The following is a 19,786-nucleotide window of genomic DNA, read 5'->3' as shown; positions in this document are numbered from 1 at the left end:
ATGCTATTTTAATTCATTATTAATCATATTGCAGTTAAATCTATATCACGCAATGACTGTTACCTAAGCAGATCCAAGCTTTTCTCCGATGGACACCCTATAACGGACGGACTATCTTTGTAACAGAGCACCGGCAATTGCAATAAGATATACAATATACTTTCTTCACCTACTCCTTCGTCTTCATCTCCATAGATTTTCATCTATTTTTTTCTTTTATCTTTACTATCTTCTGTGCCTTCTCGCTCAATCTCTGACTCCTCTTCTTCACTCTGCACCACTTTTACAGGCGAAAATCCAAACTTGCTTTGTTCCACCTGTTTATGAGAATTTTCCAATCCTTCATCGATGACAGGAAATTCACGAACCACTGCCATCAATCTTTGCGCATCTTCTTGAATTTCAAGTCTCTTTGATGCGTTTGCATTCGTCTCTTGACCTTTAAGAATACCAAAACCAGGATGCCTGATACACACTATTTCATCCATGAAAAAGTTATCTTCTTCCTTATCCTTATCTTCATCCACTACGATAAAATTAGTTTGGTCTTTTTTCTTTTCCTTACTCCTAAGATAAGTCGCCAGTTTTTTTGCATAAGGAAAAACGGCTCGTCCCACCATATAACTAATACCTCCTGCTAATGCCGCACCCATCATAGCAAGACCTGCAGGGGGGAAAAACAGAACAACCACTGCGCCAGCGAGCGCTAATAAACCTAAACCAATGGCAACCCCTTTATCCATAAAGGCAGTCGCCCCCATCTTTTTTAACTTGGCCTCGTATTGCAACTTGGTCGTATTTAACGCATTTAAAATTTTTAATTTTTCATAAGATTCTTCTTTAATCTCGGCCAAGCGACTCTCTAAGGCGTTTTTATTTATGTCTAAAATTTCACCTTTATTCAAGCGCTCAAGCTTGTCTTCTAGGTGCTGAGCTTCTTGAGCTACAGCATCTAGCTCTTTATTGATATTCTCTATTTCTTCTTTAATCGGAACTAATTTTTTCTTGGTTTGTCTCCGGTCATAACTTAACTTGGCCATAGTAAACACACTTGCCCCCATTCCTAAGGCAGCAGCGGCTATACCAATAAAAGGTGCAGCCGGAGGAAAAGCTATGACCATCACAGCTAAGGCTAAAATGACGCTGGAATAAGTAAATTTACCGGCTTTAGACAAAGTCAGCGGAGGTCTTTGGCCAGCAATAGCAGAGGCGATATAAACACCGGGAATACGCAAAAAGTCAATCGCAGCCACCCCTATACCAATGCCATGAATGGCAGTTCCAGCCGTGCTAAGTGCTGCTGTGACTCCTTTTTTTAAAGTAATTAACTGAGTCACAACATTTCCACCCTTATTGATGCGGCTAACCAGATCCGTTATAAACGGGAGCCTCTTAATAATGGAAAGCCAGACCGAGTTTTCAGACGGAGTTTCGCCCTTAGCTCCCTCTTGAAGTAATTTTATTTTCTCAGACAATGTCCCTATTGATAACAACGCAAGAACATCCTCATCTTGTATGCCTAAAGCCAATTTCTCTTCAGCACTTAACATGGCAGCGTCTTTTTTACTCATTGACATGACGCGTTCCGCCCAGAAATTTAATGGTATTAATAATAATATATCAATAAATAATTAACATACGCTGACGTCCTTCTCTTGAAGACAACCATCATTGACCTATCAGACAACCGTACATCATTTAAGTGTTTAACTTACGGCAAAATCATTCAAGATTATCTAAAATAAACAGAACAGTAATAGGGGAAATTAAACCACTTTTTGTAGGCAAGCCTACTTGGTTTATGGAGTAACCATGAATAATTTGGATTGGCGTAATCTGAGTCAGGAAGAGTTGAACCGAGCATATAATAACACCGCAGCAATTCCGAATAGAGATCAGATTTTCGCTGATTGGGAGCAGCGTTCTGCGGACATTAGTGCTCGTCTCCCTGAACATCTTAATCTTCAATATGGTCCTCGCCCACGTAACCGGCTCGATTTCTTTAAAGCCAAAGAAGGAGCTCCCACGCTTTTGTTTATCCATGGGGGTTATTGGCAAATGCATTCGAAAGAGCGCTTTAGAGCAATGGCAAGCGGACCAATGGCGCATGGCATTAATGTAGCAATCATCGAATATACTTTAACGCCTGAAATTACACTGGATCAAATCGTGGAAGAGATCAATCAAGGCCTTGATTTTTTGGTTGCACATTCAAGCTCTTTAGGGGGAGATCCAACGCGGATTGTCGTAGCAGGCTCCTCTGCAGGAGGACATCTGACCGCAATGGTTCTGGCCCATCCTTCCGTAATAGGCGGAGTAGGAATCAGTGGACTCTATGATTTGGAGCCTATTCGCCACAGCTATATTAATGTTGGTCTAAAGCTAAATAAAAGCATGTCTATTCATGAGTCCCCTACTCTGCAAGTGGGAGGCGCTGACACGCCAATTGCTTTACTGGTGGGAAGTGCGGAGTTACCACTCATGCGTAAACAAACCGCAGATTTTGCAATTCATCGTATACAATATCGTTTGCCAGTTACTTATGAAGAAATCCCTCATGCCAACCATTTCACCATTTTAAGTGAATTGATTTCACCCACCGGACGGATTACAGCATTAGTTCGAGCGTTATTGGAGTAGGTATGATTTCCCCAAAACATGGTTGCCAGCGGTGGTCTATATGTGCCAATAGGCAGATGAAACTTCTGGGAGCTGGATGGGCAATCCATTTATTCGTAATCTTTTGAAATACTGCAGCAAAATTAATCGTAACTCCCCACGTCATCCCGAGTGCAGCGAGGGATCTGCCTGCAGTGGCACAATTTTTAAAGTAGCGATGGATACAAATCGTTCCATTCAGGATTCAATGCATTAATCAAATCATGCTTCTTTTTTCGAGACCACCCTTTGATTTGTTTTTCTCGCTCAATAGCCATGACGATGCCTGAACAAACTTCAAAATAAACCAGTCGATCCACATTGTATTTTTGGGTAAATCCAGCCACCAGTTTATTTTTGTGTTCATAAACACGGCGTATCAAATCATTGGTAACACCGGTATACAAAACATTATTGTGTTTATTGGTCAGAAGGTAAACGCAAGACTCCGTACGCATATACTATTCCTTGCTCTGTTGGACTGTATTGTTATCTCAGATTCCTGATAACACAGGGATAGTACCAGAAAATATAGATTGGATGGAACTGATAATGCTTAATCCTTGTTTACGGATCGTACTGATAAATCCTCGGATACGAGCAAATTGTTCAGCGCCTTGAGCGGTCCGAAAACCACCGGATATTTTTTGTTTGCGTTTCATCATTCGTAAATCACGCTCAGCATCATTATTGGTAAATGGAACTGCCAGATCATGAAGAAACCGTAAAACGTCTTGTTTGTAATGAAATAAACGCCACAAGAGGTTGTGACCTGTCCGTCGAGGTTGTCGACCTGTTTGCCTTTGCATGGCAATGGCGGCAGCGTTTCATGATACGCCAGCCCATCTCGAATAATCTTCTTGTAGATGTTGGTCAACCGCTTGATGCGAGCAACAGGTATTGCATGATGTTCATTAAAATGACGACAGCGAAGAGCCACACGTAATAGTCGGGTCATAGCCTGTGCCCATGGTTCTTTGTCATGCTCGGTTATTGCTTTTAATTCACGCAAGTGATGCTGGTTGCATAGGGCATGCTCCACACCTCCCAAATTGTAATAACTTTTCCAGTGATCATGAATGACGGTACCTGAAAGGCCATCCAGTAATGATTTTCGTTTTGGAGATATGTGATAATAAGTTGCCGTTTTAGTCGATGCCACATGCAACCATTGTGTTTTTCCGGCCACACGAAACCCTGTTTCATCCAGGTTTTTTACGGCAGCAGTTTTGACTGCAGACAATACCGATTCTTCAAATGATGCCAATGTATCAAAGGCAATCCGGTTATATCCAGTCCGTGTTGCAGTAGCCAGTTGAATTCCGTACAGGTCATAAAACAACTGTTGCAGCCTGTCTTCTGGAATAAAATGCTGATATTGATAATACACGCTCCAACTACGAATAACTTCACCGTATTGGACAGGGGCAAGAACACCTGCAGGAAATGCTGCTGTTATCGTTTTATTACAGCACTCGCAATATTTTACTTCAGCCTGATGTTCCGTGACTTCAATTTTGGGTAGTGGAATATCAAAAACCTGGCGCTTCACAATTCCAATCATCGGCGTTGAAAGTAATGAACCATAACAATCCGGGCATGTTAGCAATACATGGTTTTTGACAATATCTGGTGATTTAATCTGTTTTAACGTTTCGCCCTTGTGGCCTTTTGGCCACCACTGTTACGTTTCCCATTTTCACGTAGTGATGTCGTACGGCGTAGTTTGCCTAACCCGTCACTTGACGGGGGCTTTGAGCTGTTGCTGCTATTCTTGTTCAGTCGTTTTTCCAGCTCTGCTATTTGTGCAGCTTGCTGTTCTACGATTTTTTCCAGTTCAGCAATCTTTGCCAAAAGCGTTGTGATGATTTGTTCATGGTCTTTCATGCAGCTATTTGATCATAACCGCATAATTTTTCAAGTGTTTTTTACATTAATTTAATACCTGCCAGTTGCTGGAGATCCCTCGCTGCACTCGGGATGACGTGGGGAGTTACAATTAATCAAATAATTCCAGAACTTTCTCAGGTGGACGCCCTATCACCGCTCTGCCTTTATAAGTAACAATTGGGCGTTGCATCAAGATAGGCTCTTTTAGCATGGCCTGTAAAATTTGCACTTCATTGTCCAATGATAACCCCTGTTCCTTAAAAACATGTTCATTGGTTCGAACGAAATCTTTGAACGCAAAATGAGACCGTAATGTCTTCAATTGTTCAAAATCAAGTGGCGTTTTGAGATAGTCGATCACAATAGGATTAAAACCTTTGTTTCGTAGTATTTCCAATGCCTCTCTTGATTTAGAACAGCGAGGATTATGATAAATAGTAATGTCTTGCATAGTATTTGTAAGTTCTTTGCTGAAATTGATTTCCCACTACCCATTAATACAGGTAACTCACGCTCAACAACACATTATGAGTGTATATATGAGATAATTTTGGACCATTATACGTAGCTGGTTCTGAAACGGTAAAAGAAGTCCCCAATATTTGAATATCGTCTTGAACGCCGAACGTGCCACTTCCTAAGCCACTTCGTCCCCAATCGGCAAATTCATACCCAAGTGCCACATTCCAATTTCTATTAATATTTTTCTGGATACCTAACCCAAGACTATACGTGTAGCTAAAAGATTGTGTTTTATCTTCAAACCAAGGAGCAGAAACACTTGAGTTGATAATGGGATAAGTATAATAAGCATGCGCCGTATTAAAAGAGGCGCCAAATGAACCTGTTATAAAAGGTTGTATAGGATAGTTTGGCAAGCAAAATAAGAGCTTATCACGAGCAACCACTTTTCCATGGTTGGTTTGATACTTATATTGTGAACCGCTCGGAACAGAATTAATAGTAATTGTACCTTGCAAATTCGCCTCTCCAGCCCCACCAAAAGCAACACCAAGCTGATTAATAAGCAAAGGGTTGATTGGCCATTGCAAACCCAAAAATACCTCACCTGTTCCCATTACTTGCCAATCTTTCCTGGCATTATAAGTATTGGCAACCGTGTTGGTTATGGACGTTGAACCCACAACGGCAGGCACACCATTGTTTAATCCTATAATAGGAATATTTATTACATTCGTAGGATATAATGTTTGAGTTTCACCAGGCTGGGATATAGCCACTCCCCCAGTAATGGTTATGACTCTTTCGAAACTGCTTGGAGCAACCGTGATTCCCCAGGCAGAGCTGCACAACATGAGCATCAAATAAGAGCAATATTGTTTTATATCCATATTTATGAAATACCTAAATAAAACCTTATTTCTACCTGATTTTGCAAGTCTGAGTCAAATATTACAATGAATCTGTTTAAACATAGTGAACTATCCTTAACGCCTGTTTTCCAGCCCATGCGCTATATTTACACATACACCATGTTTTTCCATAAAAGTATGCAGTTATGCCTATAGATTACTTCTCTTCTAAAGAAGGAACGTTAGCAGAAAGACTTGATAAGTCCTGGGCGAACTATCAAGATGAATCATTAAGTGTAAATGAACGTGAACAAGCCTTAGACTTTATGCTCTATGTTTTCGACATCGATAAATTAACGTTAGAAAAAGACGGTTTAAATCGTTTATTGGTGAAACTAATGGCGGATAGAGCACATAAAAAAGGGATGAATCCTAACTACATCCCTGTCCTGGCCTCAGGACCTTATCGCTTTGATACGGATGCACCGGTATTTCATGCAACCTACTCATCAGGCATATCCTATGATTCTAGAATTCAAGAAGCCTTTTACAGAAAAGACTTGTTGGATGTGACTGATGAAAGCAAAACAGATGACCTTGATTATCGTATAACCTTTTTTAATGTGAAACAAAGAGCTTCTTTTAATCTTGAAATTCGCCATGGATTATTTCATAAATCCGGCATTGTTTTTGACTCGTCCAATTTTGTTGCTCATGGGAAAAAAGGTTATGTGGCATTTACTTTAAATGCCATGGGCGAGCTTTCCGTTTTTAATCATTTAGGAGGACATCCGGATAATTTTGGCAGCCGTATGACCCACTCCTCCATGAATGCTGGTGCTCCAGTCCTTATCGCTGGCGAAATGCAAATAAAACAAGGAAAATTAATGTGTATTAACACTTACAGTGGGCATTATCAGCCTTCACTGTATAGCATCAACCGTTTTTTAAATTACTTAAACGATAGAGGCATGGATATTTCACAATGCGCGGTATTGTTAAGTAGGCCACCTGCCAGCCACTCAGGCTTGTCTGCAAAAGCCATACAGGTAGAGCATGGCGACGGAAGAAGCCATAAAAAAGAAGTGTGGTATCAAATTCAGGCATCACAAATCTTTCATAGCGTTAAACACATCATAAGAAGCAATATTGAATCAATTAATAACTATTTGAACAGTCCTAAAACAATGTTTTATCGCGATGTACTTAAACGTGAAAGCACCATTGCAAAATCCAAACTTGCCGAACACTACCTCGAAGAACTGTCCTACGCCATGAGGGCAATGAAAGACTCTTCTTCTCTATTGGAAATCAGCATTTATTTGGACGTTCTTCATACCATGGCTGAGCGTTATACGACAGAACTGGCAGGAATTGAACGCGACAGTGGACGCCTCGATATTAAATTTGCACACATAAGGCAAACGATTCAGGCCGCCCAAGCCAGCCTGAATGAGGTAGATGAAGCTCAAGAAGCGCTAAGAGAGGATGGTTTTAAAAGAAGTCATTGATACAGCAGTACGCTCAACTGGGCCTTGTACCAGGCTGGAATACCGCTAAGCCACCAGGAATGGTTATGACTTGGGGGTGAGCAGTTAATTAATATGCGTCGATTCTAAAGAATCGGCGCATTTAACCAGCCTCTTTCTATGGACTATGCGAGTAATCATCAGACTACTTACTGTATTACCTGTCACATTTAGCAGGGTTGCAGGAGGATCAATAATTATGCTAATTGCAGCAACGGCAATTAACACGGATGGAGGGAACCCATAAACGGTGAGAATGAGCAACTCTCCCAGCATTCCACCACTTGGAATGGCTCCCATTACCGTTCCGACTAGAATTGAAATAAAAAAAGCGAGACTTAATACAGATAATCCCGAAAAACTTAAATGAAAAATGCCAAATAAAAAGGCAATCTTGAAGACACCGCCAATAACGGACCCATCCTTATGAATAAAAGCTCCTAGTGGTAAGGTTGTTTCATAGATTTCTGCAGGAACTCCCATCCGCAAAGCCGCTATAAGATTAACTGGAATGCTGGCTGCACTACTGCATGTTGCAATCGCCGTAGAAGCAGGAATCAAAACATTTTTCCAAAATAACTTTATACCTGCCATATTACCTGCAAGATAGGCAAATCCTGTGTAGGCAATAACAAAGTAAATTAAGGCGGCGAGGTAGTAGAGAACGGCTATACGAAAATAAATCTCTATGAGTTGCGACCCTAGCTCACTGACTAGCACGGCGAAATAGGCAAAAAATCCAAAAGGCGCAAAATACATGATTATGGAAAAAGCCTGCATAAAAATTAACTCGCCAGATTGCAACAATTTGGCAAATGGCTTGCCTTCGTCCCCAGTCATGGTGACAGCAAGCCCTGTTATTATTGAAAACATAATTAATGCGAGCATGTGCTCATGAGATAAAAGCTTAGCAAACTCCGAAACGGTAAAAATCCCTACGATCTGACTAGCAATATTTGGCAAATGTTCTTGTCCGGCAATTTTTAAGGGTAGATAAACACCTTGTGCAGGAGGAAAAAGTTTGACAATCAATAACCCATAAATCGCAGAAACTATACTCATGATTAGAAAAACAATTGCCATGCAGCTAAGGATTCTTCTTAATCTTCCAACAGAGCCTGATTTAGCAATGGCTGAAGCAACACTGAAAAAAAGGAGAGGGACAATCATGGTAAAAATCAAATTAATAAAGATATCCCCTATAGGCTTAAGCATTTGTGCTTTTTGGCTAAAAAAACTCCCCATTAAGCCGCCTAAAATAATAGAGGAAATTAAAATCAAAGGGAAAATGTAAGCATGAATTTTTGGATATCGATTCGCCACAGTAGCTTCTATTTGGCATGGATTAAATGAAGAATTTGATAACAGAAATCCTGTAATTTGTCACGGAAGTATTAAGAATGTTATTCTTTGCGAACCGAAATAGGCCTGCAAGTTTGGTCTAAAGAGTCCATCACTTCCAGAGTCAATCGTTAATTAAATAAAAAAGTAAAACCCTGGCTTCCTTTGGAGCAAGCACCTGCTGATAAACCGCATGTCCAGCCTGGGGCAGTTTTCCCTTTAGAAAAATAACGATAAACCCGTTTAGCCTCGGCGCATGTTATACCAGCGGAGGTCACTATTTTTTTTCCCATAAATTGACCACAATTTTTTGCCGACAACTCCGCTGAAAAAATGGCTAAAAAAGCAAGAACTGTCATCCTTTTCATACATTTGTCCCCAATGTTCGAGCCTAACATAGTAAATTAATTTTTTCTGCCCAGGCAAAACAAAATCTAACATTGCCTTCCAACCTGTGCCAATTCAATTAAATTTTTATCTGGATCGCGAATATATACCGACAGGATGGGACCTTCAGCACCAGTACGCTCAACTGGGCCTTCTTCAATGGGAATATTTAAATGATTTAAATGCGTGATCACTTCCTGCAACGGTGTATTAACAATAAAACAAAGATCCAATGCTCCGATGGTTGGCGATACTGCCTTTGGTTCAAATTCATGCCCTTTTAAATGCAAATTAATCTTTTGATGCCCAAATTTTAACGCTTTACGTGTCATTTTAAAGGTCTGCACCTCCATCCCTAATACGTTTTGATAGAATTCACAAGTTCTTTCAATATCCTGAACAGTCATAACCAAATGATCTAAATGATTAATTTGAATCATTCGCAAATACTTCCTTATCATTATAAGACGTCATCGTTCTTGTGTTATGAATAGAAAAACGCAGGCATTTATTTCTATTCAATAGTAAACACACCCTTTCGTCAAAATATCCACGGCTCTCTCAGCAAGCCGCGCCTGATCTTCTCCTGTGAAAAAAAGAACATCTGCTTCCTTAATGATTTTTTAAAACGTCTTTCTCATCCGTCTGTTCTCTTTTTCAATATGTATAAAACCCGGTCTGGCAAATCCCACTTTATCAAATGCTTCTTCATGAATGGCTATTCCTCCTCTTTTACAATGAGCGTCTATCCTAGGATTATTAGCTTTCGTACTGAAAAGGGCTATATTTAAATGGGTATTAATTAATCGAGCAGTGAGCACAGAGTCCTTTGATTTCTACCGTATAATTTATAATTGAAAATTGAATGGCATTTGCTGCTTCGGTAATGGCAGAAAAATCAACAAGACACTCTAATTCTTTAACAAAATCACAATCGTTGCAAATGAGAAATTGAGCTTGCCCAACATGATGCCCATGCAAACAAGCAACATAAGATTTAAGGCTGTCAATGCAATGAATAAATCCCTCTTGATGCCAAAACTGAATGGCACGATAGACGGTCGGCGGCTTAGGATTATCAATCTCCATCGATAATTTTTGTAATATATCATAAGCACCGAGAGGCTTTCGTTCATCCACCAATATTTTTAGGACGCGCTCTCTTGGTCCGGTAAAACGATAACCACGGCTTATGCAATGCTTATAGGCCTTGTCCAATAAATTATGTTTCATCAATGATAGTTAAGTTAATAGCTTAATCCTGCCATTTTACCACAATCCCTGTTCCCCAGAGAAATAATCAAATCGTAACCGCATGACTAGCAGAAATGATTTCAATCTAAAAATTATTTTGATGCTTCTTGTTCTTCAGCAAGAAAGTGTTACAATGTAACACTTTTTTTTGCCAGACAGTATGCAACCAATGTCCAACCATTGCCCTATCAGTTTTTTTAAGAACAAGAAAAACCACTACGCTCAAGCCAGAACATGTCTTTTCAAAATGGGAATTCGCAAAAAGTGAACCGTTATCCTCTTAACATCCATATGGTCCTTAACGTGGAGGAAACCAATGCATTATAGTAATCATCGATTTCACCTTTTAGAGGATGTCCAACTTCTCGATGAGGAGCAAACCACAGAAAAAATTGAACGGATATTGGATAAAGTCAAAGGATTGGGATTAGTACGGGCAGCAATCGATTTGACCAGCCAACATAAAAGCGTCAGTTTGCTGTGTATATCCAACGATGCAATGACCATACAAGCCAGAGTAACACAACTTTTGTTGGCCGAGGGTATTGCCGTAAGCGACATGGTAGAGGTAGAAACGTTTTGGGGCAACGAAGACATGATGCATGAAATTCATGCGCATACTTCGCCTACCCCCATTAAAAACGCCGGAAAAATACTAAACACAGCCGCTTCCGTGGTCATTCCCATGACCATTCCCATGACCATTCCCATGACCATTCCCATGACCATTCTCATGACCATTCTCATGACCATTCTCATGACCATTCTCATGACCATTCTCATGACCATTCTCATGACCATTCTCATGACCATTCTCATGACCATTCTCATGACCACTCTCATGACCATGGTCATGAGAATCATTGGCTTAAAGCGGCATTAGGTTTGGTGTGGGGAATAGGCTTGCTCGTCATTTCCATTGGGAGTTTTAATATTCCTGTGATTGCTTACTACATCATAACAGGTCTTACCGCGTTGATGACCTTGTATTTAGGACGTAGTGTTTATCAATCAGCGTGGCGATCGCTCTTTGAAAAAAAATGGGATACTACTACGTTATATGCGATTAGCACATTGACCATTCTTGTGGTCTCTTTCGTAAGCCTATTTGTTCCTGGCTTACCTATGATGTTTGAAGCTGCCCCTCTTGTCTTAGGCTTTTGGCATTTGGGCGAAGGCATTGAACATACCTTAATTGGTGAAATTAGTAAAAAATTAGACGTACGCGATTGCGTACCACCGATCGTCTTATTAAAAGGGAATCCAAACCAAAAAATTTCAGTCAAAACATTAATTCCTAACGATGTTATTATCGTTACCGGCGGGAGTGTTATTCCTGTCGATGGGGTATTAACGACAGATGCACTGCTTTATACCACACGAATCGATGGCTCACCTGATCTTAAAAAATTTAAAGCAGGTGATGTTGTGAAAGCTGGGATGCGTTTAGCGGATCATATTCCTTCATTGAACATGCGTGTCACAAAAACTTACCAAAACTCCTATCTGTCATTAATCGCAAGAAATATTAATCAAGCGAATGCTGAAAAAGCACCCGTTGAAGTATTTGCGAATAAAGTATTGAAATATTTTATCCCCGCTTTACTTGCAATAGCGCTGGTATCAGGCATTGTCATAGGTTTATTGTTTAACCCGGCTCTTGCTATTCAATGTGTAATCTCCGTTCTTGTGAGTGCATGCCCCTGTGCTTTGAGTTTGATTACACCTCTGGCAGTTAAAATCGGCATGAAAAAAGCTTCTGAACAAGGAATTCATTTTAACAATGGCAAAGCATTACAAGCGGCAGCTAACATTGACACCATTGTCTTTGATTTAAATGGCACGCTTACTCAAGGTAAAATGGTGATACACAACTTACGCATCACCGATAAAAAATTTTTGCGCCATATCGCCCTATTAGAAAGTCAATCTGATCACCCAACGGCAAAAATCATTAAGTCTTATATAGAGGGTCAAAGCATTGTTTCCGATGAGCCATTAGAAATAACTTCTGTTGATAAAAGCCATCACTCTGGCATAAAAGGCAAAATTAATGGTGAAGTATTCATGATAGGCAATCAAGATATGTTATTGGCAAATGGCATTACACATATTGATAAGCCTTATGATAATCCTGAGAATGGCTCCATTTACATCGTGCGCGAAGGAACCGTCATAGGACAAATTTCCCTAACTGACCCTTTGCGTGAAGATGCTATAGCCACCGTTGCTCAATTAAAACGCCTGGGTAAAACCGTGCATATCTGTACGGGATCAGATAAAACCTCTGCAGAAAAATACGCCACATTATTAGGCATTTCTAAAGATAATATTTGTGCGAATGCAGTGGGAGCTGCCACTAAACCTGGTGAAGTACCTAAGACAAGTTATATTCAGCAGTTAAAAAGCAGAGGCCGTAAAGTCGCCATGGTGGGTGATGCAGCTAACGATATTACCGCCATTGCCTATTCTGATGTAGGCATTGCTGTTAAATCCAATATTGGCGATGACATCACGCAACAACATGCAGGCATCGTGATTCAACAAGGATTATTATTCCCCATCGCAACCGCCTTCGATGTGGCAGAAAAAACCAAACAAAATATTTTCCAAAACTTATTCGTGAGTCTAGCTTATAACTCGACGATCACTTTAATAGCAGCCGGTTTGTTTGTTGCCTTAGGGTTTACCTTGAATCCTGCCCTTGGGGTTGCCTTGGTGATACTTGAATCCACGCTTGTTTTAGCCAATTTATATCGACTTAAACAACAGGAGGTTGTCTCTGCCGCATCCATTAGCGCCCAGGCAGCAAGACATGAAGAAGTTCCTGGAAATACAACGTCAAAAGTCTTGAGTGCGTTAGGGTATCGTCCTCAACCCACGGCAAGTTTAACCGATGCAACAGAATATAAGAGAGCAGACTTCAGGAGCGGAAGTTTATTTGCGCCTAAAGAAAGTCTTTCTTTTCATTCTCCTGAAAGAACTCAGCAAGAGCTGCTATGTCACTATTAAGCAATAGGATGACTCTTACTATTTTTTAATAAAGTTGCCTTCATATGACTAAATTGCGAGAAACCAAGAGCGTTTTTATTACACATCCAGTGCAAGCAGAACGTCTATAAAATCCTTCTATGATAAGCTTGCAGAACAGGGAGTAATCCCTCAAGGTTTTCCACATGATAAAGCAATACATTGTGGCATTGGTATATTTAATCATAGAACAGAAGAAGTTGAATATGTGTTAGAAGGCTCTGGCAACTGTGAAGGAACACTTGTTCTTTATAAAAATAGAAAATCAACCTTAAATAAACTTAACTTCGGATACTTAAGAACCGCTGATGAGCAACAAGTGTACGGATTTTGGGCAGAAGCATATCAAATTAAGAGGTATCTTATAACAGCTAATGTTGAGTCTGCCATTGCACTATTTAATGAATTTTTTGACGATTTTAATCTGCTTTCTGCAGAGCAGCCTGTTCCCTATGAAGTTGGGAAAACCGATTGTCAAACAGTCGTGCATTATCTATTAAGACGTTTGACAGGAAAACCGTTTGCATCCCCTCATGGGAAATATACTTTGGGATGGGGCGACGGTTTAAAAAGCCCGCACGAACTCTATAATGAGAGCAATACGCTCGAATTTGATTCCCCCTGACATGCCCGTAATATTTCCTTACTCTCTTGCATTTAATGTGTCCCGTAGCGTTTTAGGCAGAATAGCCTGGACTTTTTGTGTAAGCCAGACTTCATTTTTTTGCCATAACGTTCCTAAATAAATAATTAATATTCCAATTGCAGTCAACGCCACAGGAAAAAAAGGGCTGTCGGCAAATACTTGCCACGCCAAATGGCCAAAGTATAAAACGGCTCCTAAGGCACCAAAGATCACAAAGACTCTTCTTACAAGTAACACGCCTACGCCTATCATCAATAAATTAATGCAAAGATAAATAAATTTTGATAATTCACTGTCTGAATGTTGACATGTCAACCCGCCCCAAAAGGCAAGAACTCCAAATATATACAACCAGAATGCATAATCCTTAGAAGGACCTGAACGCAAATCCACCCAAAATGCCAACAAAACCGTGGCTAATCCAAAATACATGGAAACCAGCGAACGCAGCTCAAAATTAAATCCTTCCTCTTGACCTAACATCGCGGCAAGATCCATGGACATATACCATAAAGTCACCGCAATCGGCATCATCATAAATGGATAGCGATACAGCCAAATTAAGATAATACCAACCGCCAATGTACCCAATTCCATGAATATCCAATGCCATTGTATGTATCTATGATAATCCCGATAAACGCTGGAGTCCGGCCACCAACCCATCGCTTGTTGCACGCCATAAATGGCCAATGGCGTTAAACAAATTACAAAGGTGGCACAAATACCCGCAGGCACTTTCAGATTCTTTTTTTCCAATAAAGCGGTGAGCCCTAAACCCAAAATCCCGTAAAGGATGGATAAAACAAAAATACCCCACCCACCCCAATACTCCCACCCCAAGTTCATAAAGAGAGTCATTGCCCCGATGGCCAAGAGTCCGCCGAAATAATAAATAATATAAGTAAAGCTAAAACTTGGGGCTTCATGAGATTTTATTTTTAAAAATTGAAATAAAGATTCAGCCTGCTTGGCATCAAGGATTTTTTCTTTTACTGCTTGATTTAGAAGTTCGCGAGAAATTTTCATGAGGTTCCTTAAGAGTGAACGATGAAACTATAAAAATTTTTTTAACACCTCCTATCGTGGACTAAGAGCTTCGCCTTTTAGGCCTCCTTCAGAGGATACAACAATCGTTGTTTCTATGTCAGAGATTTCCGATAAACTTTTGGAATAGAGGCTCTTAAAATGAAAAACGGTACAGCGCAGAATAAATAATAAAGGCAATAAAGCCCCACGAATCAGGAGTTGAAAAGATTTGTCAAAAGCCAGTGAACTGACAGAAAACTGAGTGAGGGAGGACAATGGCGAGAAATCACATGATTCACTAGGTGATTAACACCATGGGAATATCTAGCAACAGGCGGAGAAACTCTAATTTAGCTGCCACTCAATATTATCCTCCACACCCAACTAAAAGTATTATGCATCCTAAAATAAAGAACTTGTATATGATGTTCATAGTTTTTCCCTAAAAATTATAAAGTATAACTTCGTATTAGGTATTTTGACAACTCAATATAGGCATAACCCATAAGAGGGGCACCATTTTTTTCTCCAGTAACTAAACTTTGTCCATTCCAATAGGTGGTATTCAAAGTGGTAATTTCTTGATTTGTTATTATTGGAATGATTTTTAAATAATAATGATGGTTAGGGATTGTAAGGGTCCAACCAGAGGGATAAGTAGTTTTTGATTTTTCGCTACGCCATGAATTTAACCGGGTGAATTGAAAATCAGCCAAACTCAACAGAGTGGAACTCCCATCAGCATGACTTATAATGCAAAAACTATTAGGGGAAATAAAAAGACTCTTTTTTGAAGCGAAGATATAGAGCAAAATATCGTCACCATTATTTAATTGGATATTAAATTTATCCCAGACTACATCATTATTTTTGTTCATTTGAAATGCATGATCCATTCCACCTCTGACAGCGACTATTTGATATTTATTTTCATTCAACCTTAGCTCTCCATTCCCTTCTAAGTTAGGTAAGGAATAGTAATACAAACCCAACCGGTCAAAAAAACCATTCTGTGCAAATAAAAGAGGTGATTTTGCTGGTCTTAAACGTAAATTAAGCGCGGCATCTTTTGTTTTAGCTTGAAGAACTATATCACTGGCATTCATGAATGCTTGCCATCCTCTATTCCATATCCACAATTGCGTGTCGCTTGCTCCCGCAAAATTAAAGCTAGTACGGTTCGCTTTTTCTTGAGAATAGAATTGTTTTTGCTCACCATCAGTGATGGTAAAATATGAAGCGTAGATGTCTTCTGTTCTCCACAACGAAGGTGGTTGTTGAGAAGTGACACCGAGCCGTAAAAAAGTCAGACTAAATCCAAATACACGATTGTTAGCATCAATTAAATGACCAAAAAAATCCCACGACTCCCAATCTGCTTCACGATGCTTACCATGATCAATAGGAAAAGATAGCGTTTTAGGTATGGCTACTGCAATCATCGGGTTAATCAAGAGGAGGACTATCAAAAGCTTTAATAAGGATTTACTCATACTTCAATCCTTTCACATTAATAAACGTCCTCATTTTAAATGCCGGTAATAATCCATCCAGAACAACAAGCCCTGATAACAAAATAAAAAATGAAATAATCGATTGATATGAGACAACAAAGGTAATGTTAATGCCAAAAAGGAATTGTGTCAGAAACTTAAAAATAAGAAATAATCCAATTATTGTGGGGATAAGCCCACCTAGCACTGCAGCAATATAAATTATGAAAGACTCCCATAAACACATCTTAATAAGTGTATAATCATTAGCGCCTATAGACCAAAAAATGGTGAATTCATGCTTGCGACTAAGAATAAGTTGTTCTAACACATTGAATAAAGTTAATGCCGTTAAAACGAAGATGGCTAATATAATGGCTTTACTAATTTTAAACGTTTGCTCCATCATATTAATACCTCTATTCTTAACTTCCGTTTGATTTTGGATAGGTAAGTTCAAATCAGGAAATGCTTCTTTTAAAGAGTCTAAGAAAGGCTGATAAAGTGCCGGATGTTTCAAATAGAGTAGTGCGGACTCTATTCGTGGATCATCATATAATTGCATGAATAAACTATTGGACATTATCAATATGTTTTGATAATTAGCGTAATTATAAAAAATATTAGCTATTTTTAACTGCAATGAACCATGATGACCAGGAATAAGAATAGTATCGCCAATATGGTAGTTAAACTCATGGGCTAAATGCTCAGAAATAAGTATATTGCGTGGATCAGAAAATATGCTTTGTAACTGTTTTTTATCCATTGGCTGGACCAAGGGAAGCTTATAGTAATCTCCAATGGTTGGAAGTACCATCCCAATGATGCGTAATGATTTATTTTTATAACTAATGTCCCTATGAGTTAATAAATTGGTAGCCTCAACTTCAGGACGATTTACAATAAACTCGACCATTTCATTTGCAATATAGTTTCCCATAAAGGAAAAGGTTGAATTCTTGGTATTAATATAAATATCTGCTGACAAGATCTGATTGATCCAATTGGTGCAAGTATAGCGAGTGCTGTCAATTATAATCATCGCGGATAGATATAAAGAAATAGTAATACTCATTGCTGCAATAGCAACCACATTCTTACGCATAGTGATTTTAATGTGCTCCACTGCCATGATTGCTTCCAACCACAGGGGTGGAATAATTTTTCTTAGAAACACTAACAAATAGCTTAATAACGCAGGAAGAAAAAAAGCAGTCCCTAGTAAAATGCCCGATAATGAAATATAAACGATGTTGATGTTCCACTTTAATATAGCTGGTATTAACCCTAATGAAGATACCAGTATTAAAACCATCGCCAATAAGGTAAATCGAGGGATTTTAGCTTGAAATTGTTGTTCATACGTTTGATAAAAAGTAGTTTGCCTAGTTGAGGTTTTATAAGCTTCTAAACAAGGAAAAATACCGACTAGTAACGCAATAATCGTTACAATCAATATGACTTCCATTGCAAGTGATAAAGGAACGGATACTTCCATTATATCCAATGGCAAAAATAAAGAAGAAAACGTTTGGATAATATAGTGAATATTGAGCCATGTTATTAGATATCCAACTAAAAGCCCGAGAAAGGAACAGAAAACTGCGAGTAGCATGCTCGTTAAGAGAGTAAATATAAATAAATGATTAGGTTGAGCGCCTAAAATCAGCATAATTCCAAAGTCTCTTCTTCGTTCTAAAACATAATGACTGATAGCGTTATAGATAATAATGGCAGTTACTAATAAAGCTAAACACGTTAAAAAATTTAAATTAAATCGGTAGGTCGACGTGATATCTTCAGCATACTGAACATTTTCATTACCTTGGGTTACTGTAAGAGAAGGAGGCAGCACGGAGGTAACCATAGCGATTGCCTTCTTTATGTCAGAAGTATTAAATGTGAGGTGCAACTGATTGACTGTGGAATACTCCTTGAACAAATCTTGAAAATTTTTTATATCAACAATAATTACCTCATCTCCCCAAATCGTCGCATTATCAATTACCGCTTTTACTTCAATAGGCTTATACACGCCATTAATCAACAATTTCAAATGAGAAAAACCAACTTTTCGTGCAAGCCCCTTCGATATCACTGCATTCACAGGTTCATCTTGCAAAAAGCTTACGTAATTAGATAAACCTAATCCTTCAAAGGTATTTTTCGTAGGAATGATTTGATTGAGTGTTAGAATATCAATTCCAATTATTGGGACATAACCAATACTTTTATTATCGCTATATGCTTTTACAAAATGCATACTTAGCGGAGCAATAACATCAATATCAGGTATTTTTAATAGCTCGGGAATAACCGATTCTGCTATAGGCATGGTTGCAGAAATAATAACCGTGTTTTGTTCGCTAATATAGTTTGTGGATGCTTGGAAACTGGTGAGAATATTGTCAGTAGTCAGTCGTATAGTTACGTATACACTCACTCCTAATACAATGCTAACTATAGCAAATAACACACTAAGTTTTTGTTGTTTAAGATGAGAAATAACGACTAAATTAAATAATTGAATCAAATTCATGAACACAACCATTTCTTATGCTAATAACTCTGTTTACATTTTTAATTAAACTCATATCATGCGTGACAATCAGCGCAGTTAATTTCTGACGATCCACTAAACTTTGCAGTAATGCAAAAATTACCTTTGCAGTTTCTGTATCCAAATTTCCAGTTGGCTCATCTGCTAACAATAATTTCGGGTCATTAATTAGTGCGCGGCATATTGCCGTACGTTGAGCTTCGCCCCCAGAAATTTCATGAGGATAATTTCTTAGCAAATGGTGTATGCCAACTTGCTCAGCCAAAGCTTCAACTTTTTTGTTCAACAATTTATTGGCTGTTTTAGCCAAATATCCAGGAACCGCTATATTTTCAAATACTGTGAGCGTAGGGAACAAATTAAAGAATTGGAAAATAATCCCTATTTCATGTAATCGATATTTTGCTAATTGAGCACGATTGAGCCGAGTAATGTTATGTGATCCAACTAGAATTTTGCCAGAATCTGGTTGATCCAAAGCCGCAATTAAATTTAAAAGCGTGCTTTTCCCTGACCCACTAGGGCCAACAATAGCAATCATTTTTTCTTGTGGTTCAATCTTAAATGTGACATTACATAAGGCTTGATTGTTTTTAAACTGCTCATACTTTTTACAAACTTGGCTTAAAGAGATATACATGAATCACATCCGT

At 38.9% G+C, this 19,786-nt stretch carries 19 protein-coding genes and 2 pseudogenes; 5 read left to right on the top strand and 16 right to left on the bottom strand.

The genetic code is table 11. The annotated features are described in order from the left end of the window. Positions 1-203 precede the first annotated feature (203 nt). Entirely contained in the window at positions 204-1,550 is a 1,347-nt protein-coding gene (locus LOA_RS01370) for a hypothetical protein (protein WP_148294847.1), read from the bottom strand. A 262-nt stretch (positions 1,551-1,812) separates the two neighbouring features. Here LOA_RS01370 and LOA_RS01365 point away from each other — a divergent pair, with 262 nt between their 5' ends. After that, positions 1,813-2,640 carry an alpha/beta hydrolase gene (locus LOA_RS01365; RefSeq protein WP_025384818.1) on the top strand — a complete coding sequence of 276 codons (828 nt, stop codon included), beginning with the start codon at positions 1,813-1,815 and terminating at the stop codon, positions 2,638-2,640. A 185-nt stretch (positions 2,641-2,825) separates the two neighbouring features. Here the strand turns inward: LOA_RS01365 and LOA_RS01360 are convergent, their stop codons facing one another. From LOA_RS01360 to LOA_RS01340, 7 genes and pseudogenes are all read right to left on the bottom strand, one after another. Then, positions 2,826-3,116, bottom strand: coding sequence for a GIY-YIG nuclease family protein (locus LOA_RS01360; RefSeq protein WP_025384817.1), 291 nt, complete (start codon positions 3,114-3,116; stop codon positions 2,826-2,828). Positions 3,117-3,152: 36 nt separating this feature from the next. Beyond that, positions 3,153-3,323, bottom strand: a complete 171-nt coding sequence (locus tag LOA_RS16120; protein ID WP_158423000.1) for a hypothetical protein — start codon at positions 3,321-3,323, stop codon at positions 3,153-3,155. A gap of 3 nt (positions 3,324-3,326) precedes the next feature. Beyond that, positions 3,327-3,467 (bottom strand): annotated as a pseudogene (locus LOA_RS16115) (IS66 family transposase); the annotation flags it as partial. Between the two features lie 134 nt (positions 3,468-3,601). Then, a pseudogene (locus LOA_RS14875) lies at positions 3,602-4,285 on the bottom strand (IS66 family transposase); the annotation flags it as partial. Between the two features lie 20 nt (positions 4,286-4,305). Next, positions 4,306-4,545, bottom strand: a complete 240-nt coding sequence (locus LOA_RS14870; RefSeq protein WP_025384608.1) for a DUF6444 domain-containing protein — start codon at positions 4,543-4,545, stop codon at positions 4,306-4,308. Positions 4,546-4,657: 112 nt separating this feature from the next. Beyond that, the gene (arsC, locus tag LOA_RS01345; RefSeq protein ID WP_025384816.1) at positions 4,658-4,999 is read right to left on the bottom strand and encodes an arsenate reductase (glutaredoxin); all 342 of its coding nucleotides are present in this window, start codon (positions 4,997-4,999) and stop codon (positions 4,658-4,660) included. A gap of 43 nt (positions 5,000-5,042) precedes the next feature. After that, positions 5,043-5,900 (bottom strand): hypothetical protein, encoded by an 858-nt coding sequence (locus LOA_RS01340; protein WP_025384815.1) that lies wholly within the window; start codon positions 5,898-5,900, stop codon positions 5,043-5,045. 167 nt (positions 5,901-6,067) lie between these two features. On the opposite strand from LOA_RS01340, the gene LOA_RS01335 reads away from it, so the two are divergent. Next, positions 6,068-7,372, top strand: coding sequence for a hypothetical protein (locus LOA_RS01335; protein WP_025384814.1), 1,305 nt, complete (start codon positions 6,068-6,070; stop codon positions 7,370-7,372). Positions 7,373-7,456: 84 nt separating this feature from the next. Here LOA_RS01335 and LOA_RS01330 read toward each other — a convergent pair whose 3' ends face one another. From LOA_RS01330 to LOA_RS01315, 4 genes are all read right to left on the bottom strand, one after another. Then, on the bottom strand, positions 7,457-8,713 hold the full coding sequence (locus LOA_RS01330) for a dicarboxylate/amino acid:cation symporter (protein WP_042238629.1): 1,257 nt from the start codon (positions 8,711-8,713) through the stop codon (positions 7,457-7,459). A gap of 149 nt (positions 8,714-8,862) precedes the next feature. Then, positions 8,863-9,099 carry a hypothetical protein gene (locus LOA_RS01325; RefSeq protein WP_147370102.1) on the bottom strand — a complete coding sequence of 79 codons (237 nt, stop codon included), beginning with the start codon at positions 9,097-9,099 and terminating at the stop codon, positions 8,863-8,865. Between the two features lie 66 nt (positions 9,100-9,165). Beyond that, positions 9,166-9,558, bottom strand: a complete 393-nt coding sequence (locus LOA_RS01320; RefSeq protein WP_202814052.1) for a VOC family protein — start codon at positions 9,556-9,558, stop codon at positions 9,166-9,168. A 358-nt stretch (positions 9,559-9,916) separates the two neighbouring features. Continuing rightward, entirely contained in the window at positions 9,917-10,351 is a 435-nt protein-coding gene (locus tag LOA_RS01315; RefSeq protein WP_025384810.1) for a Fur family transcriptional regulator, read from the bottom strand. 337 nt (positions 10,352-10,688) lie between these two features. On the opposite strand from LOA_RS01315, the gene LOA_RS14045 reads away from it, so the two are divergent. The 3 genes from LOA_RS14045 (at position 10,689) to LOA_RS01300 (ending at position 14,027) form a co-directional block, all read left to right on the top strand. Beyond that, positions 10,689-11,255 (top strand): hypothetical protein, encoded by a 567-nt coding sequence (locus tag LOA_RS14045; protein ID WP_042238626.1) that lies wholly within the window; start codon positions 10,689-10,691, stop codon positions 11,253-11,255. 5 nt (positions 11,256-11,260) lie between these two features. Then, positions 11,261-13,384 (top strand): heavy metal translocating P-type ATPase, encoded by a 2,124-nt coding sequence (locus LOA_RS01305; RefSeq protein WP_238551287.1) that lies wholly within the window; start codon positions 11,261-11,263, stop codon positions 13,382-13,384. Positions 13,385-13,610: 226 nt separating this feature from the next. Continuing rightward, the gene (locus LOA_RS01300) at positions 13,611-14,027 is read left to right on the top strand and encodes a hypothetical protein (RefSeq protein WP_025384809.1); all 417 of its coding nucleotides are present in this window, start codon (positions 13,611-13,613) and stop codon (positions 14,025-14,027) included. A gap of 18 nt (positions 14,028-14,045) precedes the next feature. Here LOA_RS01300 and LOA_RS01295 read toward each other — a convergent pair whose 3' ends face one another. From LOA_RS01295 to LOA_RS01280, 4 genes are all read right to left on the bottom strand, one after another. Beyond that, the gene (locus LOA_RS01295; protein ID WP_025384808.1) at positions 14,046-15,077 is read right to left on the bottom strand and encodes a hypothetical protein; all 1,032 of its coding nucleotides are present in this window, start codon (positions 15,075-15,077) and stop codon (positions 14,046-14,048) included. A gap of 449 nt (positions 15,078-15,526) precedes the next feature. Beyond that, positions 15,527-16,570 (bottom strand): carotenoid 1,2-hydratase, encoded by a 1,044-nt coding sequence (locus LOA_RS01290; protein ID WP_025384807.1) that lies wholly within the window; start codon positions 16,568-16,570, stop codon positions 15,527-15,529. Beyond that, positions 16,563-19,112: an ABC transporter permease gene (locus LOA_RS01285; protein ID WP_058388859.1), complete on the bottom strand. Its 2,550-nt coding sequence runs from the start codon at positions 19,110-19,112 to the stop codon at positions 16,563-16,565. Before LOA_RS01285 ends, LOA_RS01290 begins: the two co-directional genes overlap by 8 nt. Then, complete coding sequence (locus tag LOA_RS01280) at positions 19,090-19,773, bottom strand: ABC transporter ATP-binding protein (RefSeq protein WP_052335865.1); 684 nt, start codon at positions 19,771-19,773, stop codon at positions 19,090-19,092. The genes LOA_RS01285 and LOA_RS01280 overlap by 23 nt, the downstream gene beginning before the upstream one ends. Positions 19,774-19,786: the final 13 nt, after the last annotated feature.

Source organism: Legionella oakridgensis ATCC 33761 = DSM 21215, from assembly GCF_000512355.1.
GTDB lineage: Bacteria > Pseudomonadota > Gammaproteobacteria > Legionellales > Legionellaceae > Legionella_A > Legionella_A oakridgensis.
This window is presented reverse-complemented; position numbering and strand designations above follow the sequence as displayed.

What these genes read in the sequence shown, in the direction of transcription:
- LOA_RS01315 (WP_025384810.1), bottom strand. Translation starts at nt 10,351, where the DNA reads ATGAAACATAATTTATTGGACAAGGCCTATAAGCATTGCATAAGCCGT.
- LOA_RS01335 (WP_025384814.1), top strand. Translation starts at nt 6,068, where the DNA reads ATGCCTATAGATTACTTCTCTTCTAAAGAAGGAACGTTAGCAGAAAGA.
- LOA_RS01365 (WP_025384818.1), top strand. Translation starts at nt 1,813, where the DNA reads ATGAATAATTTGGATTGGCGTAATCTGAGTCAGGAAGAGTTGAACCGA.
- LOA_RS01340 (WP_025384815.1), bottom strand. Translation starts at nt 5,900, where the DNA reads ATGGATATAAAACAATATTGCTCTTATTTGATGCTCATGTTGTGCAGC.
- arsC (WP_025384816.1), bottom strand. Translation starts at nt 4,999, where the DNA reads ATGCAAGACATTACTATTTATCATAATCCTCGCTGTTCTAAATCAAGA.
- LOA_RS16120 (WP_158423000.1), bottom strand. Translation starts at nt 3,323, where the DNA reads ATGATGAAACGCAAACAAAAAATATCCGGTGGTTTTCGGACCGCTCAA.
- LOA_RS01285 (WP_058388859.1), bottom strand. Translation starts at nt 19,112, where the DNA reads ATGAATTTGATTCAATTATTTAATTTAGTCGTTATTTCTCATCTTAAA.
- LOA_RS01290 (WP_025384807.1), bottom strand. Translation starts at nt 16,570, where the DNA reads ATGAGTAAATCCTTATTAAAGCTTTTGATAGTCCTCCTCTTGATTAAC.
- LOA_RS01295 (WP_025384808.1), bottom strand. Translation starts at nt 15,077, where the DNA reads ATGAAAATTTCTCGCGAACTTCTAAATCAAGCAGTAAAAGAAAAAATC.
- LOA_RS01325 (WP_147370102.1), bottom strand. Translation starts at nt 9,099, where the DNA reads ATGAAAAGGATGACAGTTCTTGCTTTTTTAGCCATTTTTTCAGCGGAG.
- LOA_RS14870 (WP_025384608.1), bottom strand. Translation starts at nt 4,545, where the DNA reads ATGAAAGACCATGAACAAATCATCACAACGCTTTTGGCAAAGATTGCT.
- LOA_RS01280 (WP_052335865.1), bottom strand. Translation starts at nt 19,773, where the DNA reads ATGTATATCTCTTTAAGCCAAGTTTGTAAAAAGTATGAGCAGTTTAAA.
- LOA_RS01370 (WP_148294847.1), bottom strand. Translation starts at nt 1,550, where the DNA reads ATGTTAAGTGCTGAAGAGAAATTGGCTTTAGGCATACAAGATGAGGAT.
- LOA_RS01360 (WP_025384817.1), bottom strand. Translation starts at nt 3,116, where the DNA reads ATGCGTACGGAGTCTTGCGTTTACCTTCTGACCAATAAACACAATAAT.
- LOA_RS14045 (WP_042238626.1), top strand. Translation starts at nt 10,689, where the DNA reads ATGCATTATAGTAATCATCGATTTCACCTTTTAGAGGATGTCCAACTT.
- LOA_RS01320 (WP_202814052.1), bottom strand. Translation starts at nt 9,558, where the DNA reads ATGATTCAAATTAATCATTTAGATCATTTGGTTATGACTGTTCAGGAT.